At 64.2% G+C, this 19,997-nt stretch carries 14 protein-coding genes; 7 read left to right on the forward strand and 7 right to left on the reverse strand.

Annotation, left to right across the window (positions count from 1 at the left end):
* The first annotated feature begins 28 nt into the window (after positions 1–28).
* Together ABIB14_RS17030 and ABIB14_RS17035 are read left to right on the forward strand one after the other, a co-directional pair.
* Positions 29–442: a TfoX/Sxy family protein gene (locus tag ABIB14_RS17030; protein WP_354237094.1), complete on the forward strand. Its 414-nt coding sequence runs from the start codon at positions 29–31 to the stop codon at positions 440–442.
* Between the two features lie 2 nt (positions 443–444).
* Positions 445–1,707, forward strand: a complete 1,263-nt coding sequence (locus tag ABIB14_RS17035; RefSeq protein WP_354237095.1) for a flavin-containing monooxygenase — start codon at positions 445–447, stop codon at positions 1,705–1,707.
* A 27-nt stretch (positions 1,708–1,734) separates the two neighbouring features.
* Here the strand turns inward: ABIB14_RS17035 and ABIB14_RS17040 are convergent, their stop codons facing one another.
* Both ABIB14_RS17040 and ABIB14_RS17045 read right to left on the reverse strand, forming a co-directional pair.
* Positions 1,735–2,988, reverse strand: coding sequence for a M20 family metallo-hydrolase (locus ABIB14_RS17040; protein WP_354237096.1), 1,254 nt, complete (start codon positions 2,986–2,988; stop codon positions 1,735–1,737).
* Entirely contained in the window at positions 2,985–4,679 is a 1,695-nt protein-coding gene (locus tag ABIB14_RS17045) for an amidohydrolase (protein ID WP_354237097.1), read from the reverse strand. Before ABIB14_RS17045 ends, ABIB14_RS17040 begins: the two co-directional genes overlap by 4 nt.
* A gap of 157 nt (positions 4,680–4,836) precedes the next feature.
* Here ABIB14_RS17045 and ABIB14_RS17050 point away from each other — a divergent pair, with 157 nt between their 5' ends.
* From ABIB14_RS17050 to ABIB14_RS17060, 3 genes are all read left to right on the forward strand, one after another.
* Entirely contained in the window at positions 4,837–6,030 is a 1,194-nt protein-coding gene (locus tag ABIB14_RS17050) for an RsbRD N-terminal domain-containing protein (RefSeq protein WP_354237098.1), read from the forward strand.
* Between the two features lie 172 nt (positions 6,031–6,202).
* Positions 6,203–7,534, forward strand: coding sequence for an MFS transporter (locus ABIB14_RS17055; protein ID WP_354237099.1), 1,332 nt, complete (start codon positions 6,203–6,205; stop codon positions 7,532–7,534).
* A gap of 108 nt (positions 7,535–7,642) precedes the next feature.
* Positions 7,643–8,935 carry an ArgE/DapE family deacylase gene (locus ABIB14_RS17060; RefSeq protein WP_354237100.1) on the forward strand — a complete coding sequence of 431 codons (1,293 nt, stop codon included), beginning with the start codon at positions 7,643–7,645 and terminating at the stop codon, positions 8,933–8,935.
* Positions 8,936–9,082: 147 nt separating this feature from the next.
* On the opposite strand, the gene ABIB14_RS17065 is transcribed toward ABIB14_RS17060, so the two are convergent.
* The 4 genes from ABIB14_RS17065 to ABIB14_RS17080 form a co-directional block, all read right to left on the reverse strand.
* The gene (locus tag ABIB14_RS17065) at positions 9,083–10,321 is read right to left on the reverse strand and encodes an McrC family protein (protein ID WP_354237101.1); all 1,239 of its coding nucleotides are present in this window, start codon (positions 10,319–10,321) and stop codon (positions 9,083–9,085) included.
* Positions 10,321–13,347 (reverse strand): AAA family ATPase, encoded by a 3,027-nt coding sequence (locus ABIB14_RS17070; RefSeq protein ID WP_354237102.1) that lies wholly within the window; start codon positions 13,345–13,347, stop codon positions 10,321–10,323. The genes ABIB14_RS17065 and ABIB14_RS17070 overlap by 1 nt, the downstream gene beginning before the upstream one ends.
* Positions 13,344–13,532 (reverse strand): hypothetical protein, encoded by a 189-nt coding sequence (locus ABIB14_RS17075; RefSeq protein WP_354237103.1) that lies wholly within the window; start codon positions 13,530–13,532, stop codon positions 13,344–13,346. The genes ABIB14_RS17070 and ABIB14_RS17075 overlap by 4 nt, the downstream gene beginning before the upstream one ends.
* Before the next feature lie 78 nt (positions 13,533–13,610).
* A complete protein-coding gene (locus ABIB14_RS17080) occupies positions 13,611–16,766 on the reverse strand; it encodes a DEAD/DEAH box helicase (protein ID WP_354237104.1) in 3,156 nt (1,051 codons plus the stop codon).
* A gap of 169 nt (positions 16,767–16,935) precedes the next feature.
* On the opposite strand from ABIB14_RS17080, the gene ABIB14_RS17085 reads away from it, so the two are divergent.
* Both ABIB14_RS17085 and ABIB14_RS17090 read left to right on the forward strand, forming a co-directional pair.
* Positions 16,936–17,514: a DUF7255 family protein gene (locus ABIB14_RS17085; RefSeq protein ID WP_354237105.1), complete on the forward strand. Its 579-nt coding sequence runs from the start codon at positions 16,936–16,938 to the stop codon at positions 17,512–17,514.
* 101 nt (positions 17,515–17,615) lie between these two features.
* Positions 17,616–19,190 carry an SIR2 family protein gene (locus ABIB14_RS17090; protein WP_354237106.1) on the forward strand — a complete coding sequence of 525 codons (1,575 nt, stop codon included), beginning with the start codon at positions 17,616–17,618 and terminating at the stop codon, positions 19,188–19,190.
* Between the two features lie 180 nt (positions 19,191–19,370).
* Here ABIB14_RS17090 and ABIB14_RS17095 read toward each other — a convergent pair whose 3' ends face one another.
* Positions 19,371–19,757, reverse strand: a complete 387-nt coding sequence (locus ABIB14_RS17095) for a hypothetical protein (protein WP_354237107.1) — start codon at positions 19,755–19,757, stop codon at positions 19,371–19,373.
* Between the last annotated feature and the right edge of the window lie 240 nt (positions 19,758–19,997).

A 19,997-nucleotide genomic window follows, 5' to 3' on the forward strand; every position in this document is an offset into this window, starting at 1 on the left:
CTGCAGCATCAGCCTCCGGAGAAAACCCATGGAAATGCCGAAAGCGTCCGACGCCGACAAGGAGCACTTCCGTTCGGTGGTGCCCGACCTTTCCGAGGTGGTCATCAAGCCCATGTTCGGAAACCTCGGGGCGTTCGTGAACGGCAACATGTTCGCTGGCCTGTTCGGCCCCACCATCGGCGTGAAGCTGGCCGAGGCTGACCAGAAACTGCTCGAAAGCACGGAGCGGACCGTGCCGTTCGGCCCGGCCGAGCGCCCGATGGGCGGCTACACCGGGCTGCCGGAGGCCTGGAACGCCGACGACGACGCCAACGGCGCCGAGCCCGACGCCCGCGCCAGGGCCAGGGCCTGGGTGGAGAAAGCGTTCGAGCATGTCGCCGGGCTGCCGCCGAAGGCCGCCAAGGCGCCGAAGGCTCCCAAGGCGAAGACCGCGAAGCAGTAGCCATGCCCTCCCCCGCCGAACACCCGGACCACGTCGACACCCTGGTGATCGGCGCGGGGCAGGCCGGCCTGGCGACGAGCTATTGGCTGACCCGGCACGGCGTCGGGCACCGGCTGCTGGAGCGTCGGGACACGCTCGGCGGCGCCTGGCAGGACCGCTGGGATTCGTTCTACCTGAACACCCCGAACTTCTCCTGCGTGATGCCGGGCATGCCGTATGACGGTCCCGAACCGGACGCCTTCCTCCCCCGCGACACGGTGATCGGGCTCCTCCGGGACTACGCCGCCAGGATCGCCGCCCCGGTCCGGCTCGGCACGGACGTGACGCGGGTCAGCCCGGCCAACGGCGGGTTCGCCGTGGACACCAGCGACGGCCGCTGGCAGGCGCGGAACGTGGTCCTCGCCAACGGCGCGTTCCAGCTCCCGCGGATCCCGGCATCCGCTGCCGCCATCCCGCAGGATGTCCGCCAACTGCACAGCCACGACTACCGCAACCCGCAGCAGCTCCCGGCGGGCGCCGTGCTGGTGGTGGGCACCGGCCAGTCGGGCGGCCAGATCGCGGAGGACCTGCTCGACGCCGGCCGGGAAGTCCACCTGTCGGTTTCGTCCTGCCCCGAGGCTCCGCGCCGATACCGCGGCCAGGACGTCTTCTACTGGATCCTGCAGGTCAACCTCCACGGCCCCGAGTACGGCATCAACGGCCTCCAGACGGACCACCTCCCCTCCCCCGCGGCGCGCTTTGCGTGCAACCCGCTGATCTCCGGCAACGGCGGCGGCCACAGCATCCACGTCAGGGACCTCGGCCGCCGGGGCGTCCAGCTGCACGGCCGGTTTGAGGGAACTGACGACGGCGGCCTCGTCTTCAGCGACGACCTCCCCGCGCGCCTCGCCCTCGTGGAGGCGGGGTTCGGGCAGCGGCTGGGACGGATGGCCGACGCTTACATCGCCGCCGCGGGCATCGACGCACCGGCCGCCGAGCCTGTGCCGGCGGACGACTGGCTTCCGACGGACTCAGGAGCCCGCATTGACCTCTCCGCCGAGGGCATCAGTTCCATCATCTGGTGCACCGGCTACGACATGGACTTCGGATTCCTCGACGTGCCGGTGCTCGACGAGTGGAACTACCCGCGGCACAGCGGCGGCGTTACCGAGGTCCCGGGTCTCTACGCCGTGGGCCTCCCCTGGCTCACCAAGCACCTGTCGGCCACCCTGTCGGTTCTGGGCGATGATGCGGAGTTCGTGGCGGCACACATCGCGGCCCGCTGACGCCGGTGACCGGCCCCCGTCGCGCCGTTAGTCCTCTGCCAGTTCGCCGCGGACCAGCCGCCGCGTGACCTCGGTGAGCAGCTCGACGCCGCGCAACGCATCGTCGTCGTGCGTGAACTCGGCCTCGTTGTGCGAGATGCCCTCCACACTGGGAACGAAGAGCATCACGGTCGGAACTACGTCCTTCATATTGGTCGAATCGTGCCCGGCGACGGTCATCACGTCCGCGTGGCTGTAGCCCAGGCTCTCTGCGCTGGCCCTGCCGAGCGCCGCTCCCTTGGGCTGGTAGGACACCACACCCCAGTTGTGCGTCAGGTCCAGACGGATGTCCGTGCGGGAGCAGTCTTCAAGGTCGATAATCCTCTTGCCCAGACGTTCCATGGCGAGGCCCAGCACGGACTCGTCCGGCGAGCGCAGGTCCAGGTTCATCACCACCTGCCGGGCGATGGTGACCGGCGAGTTCGGCAGGACATACAGCTCGGACACCGAGGTGTGCAGCAGCCCGGGCTCGAATTCCGCGGCCAGTTCACGCGCGGCCGCTATGACCAGCGCCGCGCCGTAGAGGGCGTCACGGCGGTCCTCCATCCGGGTCGCGCCGGTGTGCGACTGGGCTCCGTCCACCGTGACCCGGTACTTGCTGGCGGCCCAGGTGCGGTCCACGATCCCCACCTGGGTACTGCTCTCCTCCAGGTTCCTGCCCTGCTCGATGTGGATCTCCGCGTAGCGGGCAACCTGGGCGAGGACCGGAGCGTTCCGGTCCGGGGCACGGTGCCCTGCGGCCAGGGCCTGCGCTACGGTCGTTCCGGCGGGGTCGGGGGTCGCCAGCGCGTCATCCAGCGGCAGCTTCCCGGTAAAGACCGCGCTTCCCATCATGCTGGGCGCAAAGCGGCTGCCTTCCTCGTTGAACCAGTTCACCACGGCCAGGTTGTAGACCGGATCGAGCTTTCCGGCCCGGGCTTCCGCCGCAACGCGTGCGCCCGCATGCGCCGCCGCGAGCACTCCGTAGGCCCCGTCGTACCGGCCGGCCAGCGGCTGGGAGTCCAGGTGCGATCCGACCAGCACGTAGGGGGCGCCGGGGACCAGTTCCACGGTGCCGAACTGGTTGCCTACCTGGTCCACTGTTTCGGTGTAGCCGTGCTCGGTCAGCCATTGGCTGAACCACGCCCGGGTGGCGTGGTCGGCCGGCGTTCCCGCCTGCCGGTCCACGCCGCCGCCGGGTGTGGCACCGAAGCCGGACATCGTGGCGAAGTCTGCAAGGAACTGCTCGGGGGTAGTGCTCATGGGGTTTCCTTCCCTGTCAGTGCTGCTTCCAGGTCTGCGACGCGGACCGGCGTGGGTAGATTTTCCGCGCCGAAACGGATCTGTCCGCCCACCATGGTGGCCAGCACCTGCGTGGCTGCGATGTTGGAGGGGTCGACGGCGGTGGGGTCCTGGTCGAGGAACACCAGGTCCGCCAAGTACCCTGGCGCCAGCTGCCCCTTGATGTGGCCTGTTCCCGTCGCGGCGGCAGACCCCGTGGTGTAGGCGGCCAGCGCCTCAGCTGCCGTGATCCTTTCGTCCGGGCCGTAGACCTCACCCGAAGGGGTCAGCCGCTCGACGAAGGATTGCATGACGTGCAGCGGCCTGCCGTTGGAGACGGGGCGGTCCGAGCTTCCCGGCAGCGTGATCGCGCGCTCTAACAGGCTTTTTGCCGGATAGGACCAGGAGGTGCGCTTGGGGCCCAGCAGGCGGGCCATGCCGTCGCCGAACTCGGTGATGAAGTGCGGCTGCGGGACCAGCACGATGCCGGCCTCGGCGATGCGGTCGAGCTGGTCAGGGCGCACCACGCCGCCATGCTCGATCCGGTTGGGCTGTGAATTGGACCCGTAGTTGTCCTGCGCCTCGGTGATGATGTCAATCGCATGGTCAACGGCGTGGTCGCCGATCGCGTGCATCGCAAGCGCCCAGCCCGCCCGGTAGGCCCCGAGCGCTGATTCGCGCAGCTGATCCGCGTCCATTTGGAGGTAGCCGTGGTTGTGGGTGCAGCCGACATATTCCTCGGTCATGAAGGCCGTACTGCCCAGGAGCGAACCGTCGCTGAAGATTTTGACCGGGCCCAGACGCAGCCAGTCGTCCCCCAGACCGGAGCGGATTCCGGCGTCGAGGGTCCTGGCGGCAGGGTCCTCGGCGTGGCCCGGCACATCGTGCAGGGCATCCATGACCATCATCGGCTGCATCCTGACGCTGAGCAGCCCTTTGTCGCGGGCGTTCTGGTACGCCGCGAACTCGCGCGGCGAGTAGCCGATCCAGCCGCCGGCGATGCCGGCATCCGTGACGCTCGTGATTCCTTCGGACAGGTAGTGCGACGTCGCCAGGTCCAGTGCGCGCTCGATGGTCTCCAGCGGATAGGGCAGCAGGATGTCCTGCACCAGCCGCATGGCATTTTCCTCCAGCAGCCCGGTGGGCAGGCCGTTTTCGCCCGTGACGACGGCGCCGCCGTCGATCGGGGCAGTGAGGTCGGCATTCGCGGCCACGAGTTTCAGCGCCGCACCGTTGAGGGTACAGGCGTGGCCCGAGGAGTGCTTGATCCACACCGGGCGTCCCCCGGCTGCTGCATCGAGGCGGTCGCGGTCCGGCTGCTGGCCACCGAGCAGCAGCGGGCTGTATCCCGACGCCACCACCCATTCGCCCGGAGCCGTCCGGGCTGCGGCCTCGGCGACGATGTCGTACACCTCGTCCAGGCTTGCCGCCGCCCCCACATTGGCCTCCATTAGCCCGAGGCCGAACCACACGCTGTGCGCATGGACGTCGTTAAACCCGGGAACAATCGTGATTCCGGCGGCGTCGATGGTCCGGACGGCATGGCTGGCAAGATCGGAGTCCGGATCCACGTCGAAGATTTTCCCGTCGTGGATGAGCAGGCTTGTCGCCTTGGGGCGGGAGGCATCCTGGGTCAGGATGTGGGCGTTGCGGATCAGGAGATCGACGGGCATAAATCCTCTTTGATGTGGCCCCCGGGTTGTTCGGAGGGTTCGGGCCAAGGTCTGGATGTGGGGTTGCGATCCATTCAACGCTGGAATATTGCTGGCTTCAATGGATATAGAACGCCGCTTTGCGGACAAATCTTAGGCTTTTGCATAAAATGGATGCATGACAGCACATGATCGTGGCGCCGCGACGTCCTCCGGCGCGACTTTCCGGGAGTTCCGTCCGGGCCTGCCCACCGAACCGGAATGGACCGAGCTGCTGGAGAGCCTGTGGAAGGAGCGCTCCCTGCTGGTGAGCGACTTCCTGGAGCGCTTCGCCGGCATTTCCTACGGTGAGGCACTGGTGCCAACGGACGACGTCTACCGGACCGCGGCTGACACCATGGACATGTTCCTGTTTCAGATGGCCGGGTTGGAGCTTCCCCCGGACCTGCAGGCCCTCCCCCGCGAGGTAGCCGCCCGCCGGGCCCGCCAGGGCGTCCCCTTGGACGCATTCCTGGAAGCGATCCGCAACGACTTCCGCGTCCTCTGGAAGGGGCTGGAGCGGGTCGCAGGAGTCAAAGGGATCGGCGTCCTGGTGGCCAACATGGACCGGGTGCTGGACGTCGTCGAAGGCTATGTGAGCAGCATCCAGCAGGCCTATGCCGAGGAAGAGGCCCGGCTGGCCCGCAACCAGCAGCTGTACCGGCAGCGCCTGCTTTCCCGGCTGTTCAACGCGGAGCTGGGCGGCTCCGCCGAAGTCCAGGACCTTGCCGCGGCCCTCGGGGTGCAGGCCACCGGGACCTTCGAAGTGCTAGCAGTGACTTCAGAGTCCATGGCGCAGGCCCAGCGGCAGTTCGAGGCGGACCACCGCACCTATGCGTACGAGAACACCGGAGCCCTGTACCTCTTCCGCCAGCAGCGCAAGGAACGGACGTGGCAACAGGAAGGGCCGGGCTTCCCCGCCGGATATGTGCCCGGCGTGGAGGGGCTGGCTGCCGTCCCCGCGGCAGCCGCGTCGGCGCTGGTGCTGGCACAACAGAAGCGCACAGGCGCACGGTTGGTGACCATGGAGGACGCGTGGATGGGAATTGCCGGCGGCCACCTGGAGCAGAAGTTCCCAGGCTTTTCCGCCCCGATACGGCAAGCCCTGGACAGGTGCACGCCGCTTGAACGACAGCGCCTGCTGCAGGTGGCCCGCAGCTACGGACGCACCGGATCCATTAAGGAAACGTCGGAGGAGCTGTTCTGCCACCGGAACACCGTGGTCAACCGCCTGCACAGCCTGCACGAGGTCATCGGCCTGGACCTCACCGTGCCGGCGGAGGCCGCACGCGCCCTCGTAGCCCTCAGCCGCTACAGCGAATTTACTGATTGATTTGTGAATATGACCAACCGGCAGGCTAAAAATGGGTGGATATTGTCATTGTTCAGGGCGTTATCACTCACTTACTCTCGAATGTAACCACCGCAGCAGTACAGGCCACGGCCTTTCGACCGCCGCGGGATCCGAGATGCAGAACTCAACCCCGCTCGAAAGGGCTCACGCAGTGACCACCTCACATTCACTCTCCCCCGCCGCAGGTGCTCCGCCGGTCGTTTCCGGCAAGGACGCAGGCAAGATTGCCCGCGCCGCCTTCGTCGGGACCGCGCTGGAATGGTACGACTACTACCTCTTCGGCACCGCCGCGGCGCTGGTCTTCAACCGGCTTTTCTTCACGAACATGGACCCCACCGCGGCCCTGCTGGCCTCCTTTGCCACCTTCGGCGTCGGCTTCGCAGCCCGTCCGATCGGCGCCGTCATCTTCGGCTATATCGGTGACCGTTACGGACGGCGGCCGGCGCTGCTGATGACCATCGTCATGATCGGCGCCGCCACCGCCCTCATCGGCCTGCTGCCCGACTTCGGCAGCGTCGGCCTGGCCGCGCCCACCCTGCTGGCCGTCCTGCGCCTGGTCCAGGGTCTGGCTGTCGGCGGCGAGTGGGGCGGCGCCGTGACCATGGCCGTCGAGCATGCTCCGGTCGAAAAGCGCGGCCGCTACGCCGCGCTGGTCCAGCTCGGCTCGCCGGTTGCGACGTTGCTGGCCTCCGGCGCCTTTTCGCTGGTCCTGCTCTTCCCGTCCGATGCGTTTGACGCCTGGGGCTGGCGCATCCCGTTCCTGCTGGCCTTCCCGATGCTGGGCATCGCGCTGTGGATCCGCCTCAAGGTCGAGGAATCCCCCATCTTCAAGGACCTCCTCGCAATGGGCGAAACCTCCAAGGTCCCGGCCCTGGACGTGTTCCGCCATGCCGGCGGCCGCCTGCTGGTGGCAATCCTCGCCGCGCTGCTCGGCGTCGGCGGCTTCTACATGATCACCACCTTCGTGGTGAGCTACGGCGCGAACACCCTGAAGGTGGACCGCAGCGTCATGGTCAACGCGACGCTGGTGGCCGCCGTGGCCCAGATCGGTGTCACGTTCCTCATGGGCCGGCTGGCCGAGAAGATCGGCCCCGGCAAGGTCACCATGTGGGGCGGCATCGTCAGCGCCGTCACGGCATTCCCGCTCTTCGCGATGATCGACACCAAATCCCCGCTGATGATCACGCTGGCCATCACCATCGGCATCATGCTCATCGCGGTGGCGTACGCCGTGAACGGCGCCCTGCTGACCGAACTGTTCCCGCCGAAGCTGCGCTACTCCGGCGTGGCCCTTGGCTACAATATCGCCGGCGCCACTAGCGGTTTCATGCCGCTGCTGGCCACCGCCATGCTGGGCGTCTCCGGCAACCAGTCCTGGGGCGCGGCCCTGATCCTGATGATCATCTCGCTGCTCACCGCCGTGGGCGGGTTCTTCGGCGAGCGCCTGCGCGTACAGGATAAGCAGCTGGTCACCAGCAGCTGAGGCCATGGGCCGCGGACCACAGGCCGCGTCTCAACCTCATACGAATGCTCAACCACCACAAGCGGGGAGCCGTCCGGCGGACGGCTCCCTTCTCGTTAGGAGACGAACATGCTCAGTGACGACCAAACCCGTCGCATCCTGGAAGCCGTCGACGCCGCGTTCGACGCGCAGCTGTCCTTCACCCAGGACCTGGTTAAACACCCGTCGCTGCGGACCCGTGAGGGCAGCGCCCAGGACCTGATGTACGGGGCCATGGCCGGCCGCGGCCTGGAGATGGACCGGTGGGAGCTGAACGTAGAGGAGCTGTCCGCCCATGAGGGCTTCGGGCCCGTGACGGTGTCCTATGACGGGATGACCAACGTGGTGGGCACGTACCGTCCGGCCGCCGAGCGCGGCCGGTCGCTCATCCTCAACGGCCACATCGACGTCGTCCCCGAGGACCCGTCCGAGGCCTGGTCCCGCTACCCCTGGGACGCGCCCATCATCGACGGCTGGATGTACGGCCGCGGCGCAGGCGACATGAAGGCGGGGCTCGCGGCGAACCTCTTCGCCTTCGACGCCGTCCGCGCCGCCGGGTTTGAGCCGGCCGGCCGCATCCACTTCCAGTCCGTCGTCGAGGAGGAATGCACCGGCAACGGCTCCCTGTCCGCGCTGATGCGCGGCTATGGCGCCGACGCCGTCATCATCCCTGAGCCCGAGGAGGACATGCTGGTGCGCGCCAATGTGGGCGTGCTCTGGTTCAAGGTCAGGGTCACCGGCAACCCGACCCATCCGCGCGAGATGGGCTCCGGCTTCAACGCGATCGACGCCGCGTATACGGCGATGTCCGCGCTGCGTGAGGTCGAGGAAAAGTGGAACGCGGACCGGGGCGAGCACCGCTACTTCGAAGACCTGGACCATCCCATCAACTTCAACTTCGGCGGGATCGCGGGCGGGGACTGGCCCTCCAGCGTTCCGGCCTGGTGCGAGTTGGATGTGCGGGCGGCGATCTATCCGGGCATGAGCGCCGAGCAGGCCTGGTCCGAACTCCAGGAGTGCCTCGCGTCCCTGGGCAGCGGGCCAGCCCCGATCAGCGCTGTTGGAGAAAAGACCGGGTTCTTCTCGGAAGGCTACGTGCTGGAACCGGGCAGCGACGCCGAGGCCATGTTGGAGCGCACGCACGCGCGGGTGTTCGGCCGGGACCTGGAAAGCTTCACCACGCCGGGCTACCTCGACGGCCGCGTCTTCACCCTCTACGCCAACACGCCGGCGCTGGTGTACGGGCCCGTTTCGGAGGCGATCCACGGGTTCGACGAGCGGGTCTCGGTTGAATCCATCCGCCGGATCACCAAGAGCATCGCCCTCTTCATCGCCGGCTGGTGCGGCATCGACGAGCAGCCCGGGACCTCTTTGGGGCGTTGAACGACGACGGCGGTGGCGTCCGGCATTGACGGCGGACCGATGCGCTTCGACGTCGACGGCGGGCCCCACCTCGGGCCCCACCTCGGGCCCTCAGCGAGGGCAGTCGCCATGAGCAGTGCTGGCCGCCAACCGGGTCCAGCCAAAGACCTACGACGCGCTCAGCGAAGCGTTTCTCTGGCTGACACGCCATTTCTTGAATGCCGCCATGGACAGCTTCTGCACTCGCGCCAACAGATCGTCCGGCGATTGCGAAAGGTCGATAGGGTACTCCACGACGGAAACCTCTGAGTTTCTAATACGACGCACCCGGGCCTGCCCTGGTCCTGCGTAGACAAGCCACGCCGTCTGGACATCCAGCGCAGTGCAATAAGCCAGCATTTGATAGTGATCCGCGTTTGGGTAGGCGCCGGACGGAGATGCTGCTTTGTATTTGGCATCGAAAACCATCGCAGGGATTCCATCGATGGAATGGACGATGTCGACCAACATTCGTACTCGGTCACCTCGGCGCCTGATAGGCACCGCCTCGTCGAGGAACGCCGGATACTGCCCGACGGTCTCCCCCGGATACCTCTCAAGCGCCTCCTTCAGTGCTGTCGTCAGAAAGTCCTCAAAAACCGTCGCCATGTTAACGACGAAGGAGGCAACGGAGTAGCGCCCCAAACCGGCCTCGGCAGACATATTCCGCAGGATGATCTCTGCCAGCCGAAGCGCCGGAACGTAATGTGCGTTGAGCCGGGATTGCTTCCACGCCGGCAATGGCGCCCCAAATCGTAGCTCCGAGACTCCGTCGAGCTTGGAATCCAAGTGGGCCAGCTTCCATCGCACGTCGTGGGAAAGCCTCGGGACCTGCATCATCAAGCGTATGGCAGCCCGCAAGATTCGATTCTCGGGGATGTCCACGGTGAAGTCGTCGTAGGCGACCTCCAATGGCAGGAGCATGCCGGGGCGGCGGGTCATCTGGTCGCCCACACGGATCCGCCCTCGGACTGTCCGCAGGGCGTCCTCAACGTGGACGTAGCCATTGAGTGCACCGCGTTCCAGCGCCCGCAACCCCTGGCGGACCAGGGATTCGCCAAGGGCGGCGAACAGGTCGGAGTCTTCGATGCCCGCAACGTCTTCCGGCCGGAAGCCCGGGTTCGCGGCGTAGCCGAGCAGGAACAACAGTCGACTTAGTCCGACCTTCTTTTTTGGCGTGACCTCGACTAGAAGGTTCCCCACCTGGACAGCCCCCACAGTTCCGGCGGGAAGCACTGTCCACAATCCGCCGTGAGCAGGTAGCACCGTAACCAGCCCGGTGTCCCGGAGCGTCGCGGCGACTTCCGGATCCAGCTCAACTGCATCAGCCGAACCTTGCAGCTCGTCGAGGACGATCGACCTGAGCATCAGGAGGCCGTGTCTTCTGAATCCGTCAACAGCTCCTCGAGCTCCTCGGTGCCCTCACCATCCAGCACCTGCTCAACAGACTCCAAAGAGAGATCCACCGGTCCAACCGAGCTCGCCGCCTTCCGGCGCATGGCCGCGAGCCCGAACTTCTCCCGGACCTGGTTCCGCTTCAGACGTCCAAAATACTGTTCTTCGAGCAGCGGCAGCAGCTCGTATTTCCAGATCTCTTCGAGTCCTTCATCCGTCTCAGCGTGGGGCTTCATGAAGTAGGACGGCCCGATCATCAGGTCGCGGTTCGTGTCCTCAATCTCATTGTTCAAAGCATTCAGGAGATCGGCCCTCAGCGAGGGCTTGCCCCTGGCCTTGAGGAAGCGTTCGAGCAGCCCCGCGATCATCCCTTCCTGGGGATGCAGCTCGACAAATGCAAAGCGTCGACGGATCGCGGCATCCACCATGGCGATGGACCGGTCCGATGTGTTCATCGTTCCGATGATGAACAGGTTCGGTGGCAGTGCAAACGTCTTGTCCGGGCTGTACTGAAGATTGATCCGCTCCTTGCGGTACTCGAGCAGGAAGTACAATTCCCCGAAAATCTTCGCTAGGTTGCCTCGGTTCATCTCATCGATGATCAGAAAATACGGCTTGTCGCGGTTGCCGTCCGCCGCCGCCTCTGCCGCGATCCGGCGCAGCGGACCCGGTTCGAGGCTGAAGCCGACGCTACCGTCCGTAGACTTGGCCGGCCGGTAACCCTCGAAAAAGTCCTCATAGGCGTATGAAGGATGGAACTGGACGGTCTTGACGTGGTCGGCATGTTCTTCCCCGGCCAAGTACTCCCCCAGCTTCTTGCCGATATATGTTTTCCCCGTCCCAGGAGGACCATAGAAGACGATCTGCTGCCTGGTCTGCAGCAAGCGCACTACTTCCTCAAGCGCACTCTGCTGCAGGTGGATGCTTGCGGCAAAGTCTTCACTGATGCCCTTAAGAACGGGCACGACGGCGGCGCTCGGCTTTGGCGCTTCCAGGTCTGGAAGGTCCACCGCACTCGGTTCGGAGGCGTACAGGTCTGCAATCACAGATAGTGCCTCGGTAAGGTCCACAACGGATCCCTGCTCGGCCAGAAGCGTGAGCACTGGATCCGGAACCGCGTCCTTGCCGAACGGCGTGCTAAGCCAGACCACCGTCCGTCGCAACCGGGACAGGGGCTCATCGAAGTACTCCGCCGGACCGGTGATGACGCCCAGGTAGAGCTTGTCCTCCAATAGGCTGGCGACAAGGTCGTCTTGTTTCATCTGGCTCAGGAACCGATGAAACTCCTGCGCGCGCAGCCGACGTTCGGAATACTCGATGTGTTGGTAGCCGCTGTTGACGGCCGCCTCGATTTGCTGGAGAGGGGATCCAGGCTCCGGAGAGCCCAAATGCTGGGCAGGAACGGACACAAAACCTTCGTCCAGCCATGTCGAGAGCATCGCAGTACCGGACTGGCTCTGGCGGACCAGCCAGGCGCGCTGGCTACTATCTGCCGCCTGTGGCATCCAGCGGCTGACGTAGGGCTCCTGATACCAGTCGACTTGGCCCCCTGCGGCTTCAGCTTCGTGAACCCGTCGAAGCCGATGGAGGTCGAAAGCAATCTCGGGGTCCGTTGAGCCGGTGATGCCCCCGATTTCCGTGGCAAACGCCTTCAGAATCTTGGTCCTGTGGGTCCGGCTGGTTATGGGTTCGAAGTAGGAGGGCCAGGTCAAGTATTCAAGGGAATATTTTATGCCCAACGGGTCATCGGGCACGCTCTCCGTCAGTAGGGCGAACCGTTCAGGATCACCCAGATCCGCGGATAGGGTCTCCGCTGATCGCTTTCTGACCTCGAGCACGAAGCGCGCCAGCCAGCAGAAATGTCGCCACATCCGGACGCTGAATCCGGTTCCGCCATGGAAGGCCCCCTCCGCATTCAGTCCTTTCCTAAGGGCGTCTGGGATTTCAAGGTTGGCACCGCTCCAGTCCAACAGCGATTGAACCCGGGAGATCTTGGTATCTCCGCGCACATTGACCAACGGAAGCATGTGAATCGCCATAAATTCGGCGGCCAGAACGTAAACGCCAACAGGCGCTCCGGCGAGTTGGCGCTCGATCTTTCCCATGAACGAATCGGTCCCACCGTCGAAATTCTCGAATATGCGCCGGATGAGGTCATCGGCATTCTCTTGGGTCCACGAGCAACCACCGGGCCAGAAAGGCGAAGTTTCACCCAGGATTCCAGCGTCGATGATCAACTGGGCCGCCGCTTCCACATCCGGAGCCGGGCCGAACGATCTTTCGACCTCACCGCTTTCGGTACCCAATCTGGGGGCCCCAATCTTGTCGCCACGCCACTGCCGGAAGCTCGCCAGTTGCTCAGGGTTCCACTCGTCAGTTGGGTCGACGTTCAAGACCGTCCACATGATGCCTTGCGCCTCCAGGCGGTCAAAGTCGCCGAGCCCCGCAACAGCCAGTTCGGACCGGAACTGATCTAGGATGTCCAGGAATGCGTCATAGCGGCCTTGCGGGGTCCGCACGGCCTCTTTGTAGTCAAAACCGATGATGTTCCAAAAGTGACGGACTGTTTCGGGACGGTAAGGCGGGAACTCGGTCGGATCCACGGCCATAAGCAGGAGGGAACCCACTCCGGTGGCAATGCCGTCAGAAAGTTCCCGAGGGTTCAGCTCTTTCAGACCGGCGACCAAGGCATTCAGCTTCTCTGTTTCGGGCGCCACCAACCAAAACCTCGTCAAGAGAGTCTGCAGGTTCTGCAACGAAGCATCATCCAGCGTGTCCATGGCACCGATGGTTCTGTAGTTGACGAGGTTCGTCGGCCGCAGGGCACGAATAAAGTGTGGGTGCCACTCAGGATCCCCGGCCAGCAATTCTTCTCTGACATCTGACAGTTTGAAGGCCAGTTCCTTCTTGTAAAGGTTCTCTTCTGCGTCGAGGTCCACTGATTCCATGAATTTTCCGGCGAACTCGATGAAGCGGGTCCAGTCAACGTTCTCGTTCATGCGAAAAGCTCCTTGGCGGGGTGGCGAGCGCCCTGGCCGGGCGGCGGGTTGATCTTGGATTGGAAGGGGATCCCCGTGTCGATGGCTAGCTGTATGGCATCGTACGCCTCGAGGACCAGGAGCTTGGTGCGGTACTCTCCGAATACGGCTTCGTCCTTGCGCCTCAGAATAGGGAAGGCGTCCAAGACATGATTCGCGTCGGTTCGCGAGAGGGATGGGTTGACCTGTGACATCGGTCAGGAGTGGTAGTGGCCTTGGAAAGGCTACTGCGCCACCGCAGCGGCAGTCGCAAACACATCCGCCGGCATCGTTCTATGCAGCTTCCAGGTGATGGCAACCGGCTTCTCCCCCGCGTGCTGCACATAGTCCACCTGGCCGAGGCATGTGTACGGAACAGTCAGCCCGGTCTCGTCCTCTGACGTGTCCCGGGTGAAGATCAGGATCTTCGATCCATGCCCCGCCCGGTCCAGATACCGCCGGCCCGTCGGACTTCCGGGCGAGGTCGCGTTCTGCGACTCCCAGTGGAACAGCTCTGGGCTGATGGCGTAATCCTTGTACATCGTCGTGGCGGAGTGCTTCTTATCGTCCTTGTTGAGCGTGACGAAGAAGGCGTCCGTGGACGTTGCCGGGCACCAGGCCACACCCTCGCGGTGCTGCACGTTCTTGCCGAGTTCCAGCGACCCGTACTGCAGCGCCGCCAGTATCTCCTCACGCCGGTAGGTCGCGTGCGACAGCAGCGGAACGTGCGGCAGCCCCGCACCCAGGCCCTTGGCGGCATGGCGGGACGCGGCCACTCCGAGCTTCACGATCTGCCGGATCTCGCTGCAGACAAACTGGTAGCCGCGCAGGTAGTCCAGACCGGCGTCGTACGACGGGAACCCGCCGCCGTCGTCCCACAGCGTGTAGAAGAGCATGCGGGCGAACGTCTGTCCCCGCATGCCGAGCTCAGCGTAGCCGGGCGCGCCGGCGCCGACGAGCATCGAGTACGCCGCAGCGCGTTCCGGGTCATCCACGTGGATCAGCGCGGCCATCCGGCCGAGGAGCTTCTTCTCGTCACCATCGGAGAGCTCCTTAATCCTTCCGCTGAGGACCGTCTCCAACGGCGAGAACCCTTCGATCAGGCCGGCCTGGCGCAGGTAGCCGGTCCACGAATCCCTGGTGGACCGGTAGATCGACTTCACGTCGTTCCCGGACCGCTCCAGGTAGGCCTCCAGTTCGGTCTCGGCGTGGGAGGCGATGTCCCGGACCAGCTGGGCGCGGTTGAAGCGCAGCTGCGCCCTGATGTTGTCCAGCACAACCTTTTGAGCCACCCGGTCCAGCACGATCTGCGAGCCCGACGGCAGGTACGGGAACTCGTCCTCGACAGCCTTTTCCAGTTCCTTGCGGCCGTAGCCGGTGAGCGCCCGGTAGCGCAGGTCGAAGCGGAACTCTCGGCGCTGCTGGCCGATGAAGTCCAGGACGGTCAGCACCGCCTTGCCCTCAGCACGCCGCAGCCCGCGCCCCAGCTGCTGGAGGAAGATCGTGGCGCTCTGCGTGGGCCGGAGCATCAGGATGGTGTCCACTTGCGGCAGGTCCAGGCCTTCGTTGAAGAGGTCGACGGCGAAGATGCAGTTGATCTCGCGTGTGGCGAGACGTTTCAGCGCCGCCGCACGGTCGGCGTCGTCGGTGCTCCCGTCGACCGCGACGGAGGCGATGCCGGCGCGGTTGAAGACCTCGGCCATGTAGTGGGCGTGCTGGACGGATACGCAGAAGCCGATGGCTCGCATCAGCTCGGTGCTTGTGACCTTGTCGCGGAGTTCGCGGATCACCTTGGCGGCGCGGGCGTCGTTGCCGGTGTACAGGTTGTTCAGCTGCGCGGTGTCGTAGTTGTGGCGCTTCCATTCCAGCTGGCTGAGGTCGACGTCGTCCGAGACGCCGAAGTAGTGGAACGGCACCAGCAGATCGGCGTCCAGGGCGTCCCAGAGGCGCAGTTCACTGGCCGTGCGGCCGTCGAAGAACTGCTTCGCGACGTCGACGCCGTCGCCGCGTTCCGGCGTCGCCGTCAGCCCGAGGAGCTGCTGCGGCTGCAGGTGATCCAGCAGCCGGCGGTAGGTGGGCGCCATGGCGTGGTGGAATTCGTCGATGACGACGACGTCGAAGAAGTCCGGTTCCAGCTTGTCGATGCCGAGGGCGGACAGCGACTGGACGGAGGCGAAGATGTGCTTCCACTCCGTGGGTTTGTGCTCCCCGACGTAGAGTTCGCCGAAGGCGCCGTCCTGCATGACGTCACGGTAGGTGCGCATGGCCTGCTTGAGAATTTCCTGGCGGTGGGCGACAAAGAGCATCTTCAGGTCCTTGCCCGCTGCTTCGCAGAGACGCTTGTAGTCCAGCGCCGCGATGACGGTCTTGCCGGTGCCGGTGGCGGCGACCAGGAGGTTGTGGTTGAAGCCCTTGAGCCGCTCCGCTTCCAGGTCTTCAAGCATCTCTTCCTGGTGCAGGAACGGCTGGAGCTCGAGGCCGGTGGCTGCCCCGGGTACCGCTGTCCGCCGGCCGCCGTTGCGTTCCAGGGCGGCATCGAGCTGTTCGCCGTCGCGTTCGGGGTCGTAGCTCTGGAAGGCGCGCTGTTCCCAATAGCTGTCAAAGGTGATCTCGAACTTTTGCAGCAGGGTGGGCGTGCCGACGGAGCTGAGCCGGACGTTCCATTCGAGGCCGTCCAGGAGCGCTGCCTGGCTGAGGTTGGAACTGCCGACGTAGGCGGTGTCGAAGCCGGAGTTGCGGCGGAACAGCCAGGCCTTGGCGTGGAGGCGGGTGGCCTGGGTTTCGTAGTTGATCTTCACTTCGGCGCCGTAACGATTGACGAGTTCGTCGATGGCGCGGCGCTCCGTGGCGCCCATGTAGGTGGTGGTGATGACCCGGAGCTTGGCGCCGCGCTCCTTGAGCTGCTGCAGAGCTGGTTCGAGGAGTCTCAGTCCGGTCCAGCGGACGAAGGCGCAGAGGAGGTCTACCGTGTTGGCCGACTCGATCTCAGTTCTCAGTTCCGCGGCGAGGTTGGGATCGTCTTTGCTGTTGGTGAGCAGGGCAGATTCACTGAGTTTGGTGGTGGGGCGGCGGAGGTTGCGGCGCTTGAGGGTGTCCGGGCGGTGGAGGGACTGGAGCTGGGTGGGGCCCGTGGAGATAAGGTCTGCGCTGGTCAGTTGCTGGAGGAGCTTGTTGGCCAGGGCGACGCGTTCAGTCGGTTTGGCTGCGGCCAGTGCTTGGCGGACGGCGTCGGCGACGTGGCGGGAGAGGATTTCCGGGCTGTCTTCGTCGTCTACGGCTGCGAAGACAGGCTGCAGATCAGACCCGTTGTTCAGCAGGCCGCCGAGCGCATCCGTGTTGAGCAGTTCGTACAAGCCCTCGGGCAGCTGCTTCGCTGCCACTCCCCCAATGGAATTAGTCACTGCGCCAGGCTATTTGGTACATGTCTAGACGCCAAACTTTTAGCCCGATAATGCATCGCGGCCATTTTGCCGGCTCCAAACCTGTGTCCATGTAGAAACCCGGATCAGCCCGGCGGGCGATCGCACCGACTTACGCGTTGACCGTAGAACCGCCCTCTATGCTTGCTCCATGCCTGTTGGGGATTGTGAAAATGCGTTTCTGGAAGCTGCCCGCCGTGAGGGTGTGGAATTGGCTCGGTGCAAAACACCCTGGCTCAATCAAAGAGGGCACTTCGGTTTGCCCGATCGAGCCTCCAACGTCACCGGCCCGCTGCATGACATCTTCTTGTCCCTTGGAGGTCAAGCCCCTGAGCAGGCGGCGAAACGAACGACGGCTTTGCCTGGCGACTTCATCCACCTTGGGACCGGAACGATCATGGAGATCGACGAACTACAGCACTTCACCAGCTTCCGGCTGAAGTCATTTGAGGGCTACCCAGCCGGTTATCCCTTGGATTTCGAAGCCACGGAGTATCAAGAACTCTGCCGCCAATTCGCTCCGAAAGCCGACAAGGACCGACAAACGAAAACCGCGGCGGCCTTCGGCCCTGTCGGCCGGCAGCGGCAGCGCGCGTATTACGATGCACTGCTCGATCTCGCCACTCCGGCGATGGGACACCCACCCATAATTCGCGTTCCCGCACCCGACGGTAATGGCGCTGCGGCCTTCGCAGGGAATCGAGAACGGATTTTGCGGGCCGTTCTGTGAGCGCCAGAGTGCTGGTTCAACTGGCGCTCGCCAATAGGCTCGTTGGTGCGCAGCCGGAACGGAGACGCGGCTTTGCCTCGCTGTTCTGATAAACAGAAGGCATGACTCAGCCTCATGTTTTTGTAGCCATGGCCGACATCTTGAATCTCCGATGTGACGCGTGGCTGCTGCCAACGGACTCAAGCGTTCGCATCGAGCAGCATTGGCTCAAAGCTCATCCCGAGCTGCGGGGGCTTGCTGCAGCCTCGGCTTCGGCTCAATTCCGAGAGGGAGCCGCGCTGGCCGAGCCCATCCGGCCCTGGGACCCGAACACACCGCTGCCGATACTGACCGCAGTCCCCGACGACGGCGGTTGGGGACCCACCGACGTCGTCGAACGGCTTGAAGCGTTCGTGGCCAGTGCACTGTCTGCCGTTCCGGATCCAGATGACCGCCCGTATCGGCTTCTGGCCTTGCCGTTCTTCGGAACGGCCGGGGGCGGCGCCGGCAACCACCTTGGCGCCGCCCTCCGCACGATTCTCGATGCCTGCAGCCAACTTGCTGACACCCACCGCGTGGACCTAGTTCTTGTCCTTCGAGACAGGGCTGCTTTCTCACTGGCCCAAAAACTGAGGCGGGACGTATCGAGTGAATCGTCCTGGCGATCGCTCGGTGACCGCTTGCACGGGAAGGCCAAGTCACTGGGACAGGAAGCCCGCTCAGGGCACTTGGTTCCCTTTCTCGGAGCCGGAGTCAGCGTAAGCGCCGGAGCTCCAAGCTGGAGCCAGCTCCTCGACAAGCTGAGGTCGGGCGTATATCTGAAGCCGACGGAGGAAGCCGCTTTCAAGGCTCTGGGTGTACTTGACCAGGCAGGGGTGCTCGAACAGCTATACGCCGATCAGCACGACTCGGCGAAAGCCTTCGGGGAAGCGGTTGCAGGTGCCGTCGACCTGCCGAGATATGGGTTGGCGCCCGCACTGCTTGCCACCCTGCCCTCAGCCGGTGCCATCACTTTGAACTACGACAGGCTGTTCGAGACAGCCTGCCACGACGCCCAAAAGCCGCGGACAGTGCTGCCAGAAAACGTTCCCGCAGTAGGCAACGACTGGCTGCTTAAGCTCCACGGCTCAGTAACTCAGCCTGACAGCATCGTGCTCACTCGTGACGACTACCTCGGCTATAACAGCAACAGGGACGCGCTTTCCGCGCTGGTCAAAGCACATCTGCTGACGCACCATTTGTTGTTCGTTGGCTTCGGTCTTGCTGACGATCATTTCCATGAAATCGTCCACGACGTCAGGCGTGCGCTTCCGCACGAAGTTTCCAAGAATCACCAGATGGGCACGGTGCTGTCCCTCTTTCACGAGCCCCTGCAGAATCTCGTCTGGGAAGGCAGACTCGACATCCTCTCCATGTCGGGGAGCGCACCTGCAACGGACTCCGGCCAGGCTACGGTCCAAACGGCGGTCGCTAAGGCCGGGAGGGAACTGGAGATCTTCGTGGACATGATGGCCGCCTACGCCACGGACAACCACTCCTACCTGCTGGCCCCGGCCTACAACCGCGGGCTGACCCAGTGCGAAGACGACCTGCGGCAACAACTCCTGGTGCTCTCGCGTCACGAACGCTCGGCTGATACGGCGGAGGTCTGGGGCGTCATCGATGCTGCACTGCGAAAGCTTGGACTGGAGACCTGACCAAGCAGGGCGTCCAGGGGCGTTAATGGTTCTGTAGCCCAGAAGACGCGGGGTGTTTACATCGTCTGTGATCCTAGCTAGCGGGCTTTCGAGAGCGGGCTGGGTGCTAATCCTGGCAAGAGAAACCCCCGTCGGCCATAGTGGCCGGCGGGGGTTTTCGTTGCCTGATGGCTCTAAGACCTAAGACCCGAGTGAGAGCTTGACGCCCTTCGTGAGCTCATCCTCGGTGTATTCAATTTCCCCGCGGTTTGCTATTTCTACGCTGTAGAAGTCTGAGCCGCCCTTTACCTTGGAGATCGTGAATTGGAAACGGCACCAACCGCCCTCGTATTTACCCTCTCCCAGCTCACCTTTACCAACTGTGGATCCACCTGCCTTGATGACAACCTGAGCACCTGGCGTGATGTCGTCGTAGCCGCCGTATCCGTCGCACTCGCCACCGCCCGGTGCGTGCTGTGTAACGCCGTCAAGACCGAGAGTCATCGTCCCCTCAGCCTTGAAGGAACTGGCTCCGCAACCGGTCAATGTCAGGAGACCTGCCGCAGCAATGATCATCGTTTTTTTCAATTTTTTACCCCTATTTATCAAGAAAGACAGACTCACTGTATAGGACCCGGACCCAAGGCTAGATTCGAATGAATCGAACAGGACTGCCCCGGCTTTTGTTGACTCGGTGATCTGCCCCAGAGATTGGTTACGGACTCAACAAAACCGGCTCTTCAGAATTGAGAGTGTATTCAGCGTTGCCGCGTGAGGAGTCCGGGGCGGGAGGTTGTTTCGGCTGAGGTGAGGGCCTTGGGAGAGAAT

The sequence above is a fragment of the Arthrobacter sp. UYEF3 genome, assembly GCF_040546245.1.
Lineage (GTDB): Bacteria > Actinomycetota > Actinomycetes > Actinomycetales > Micrococcaceae > Arthrobacter.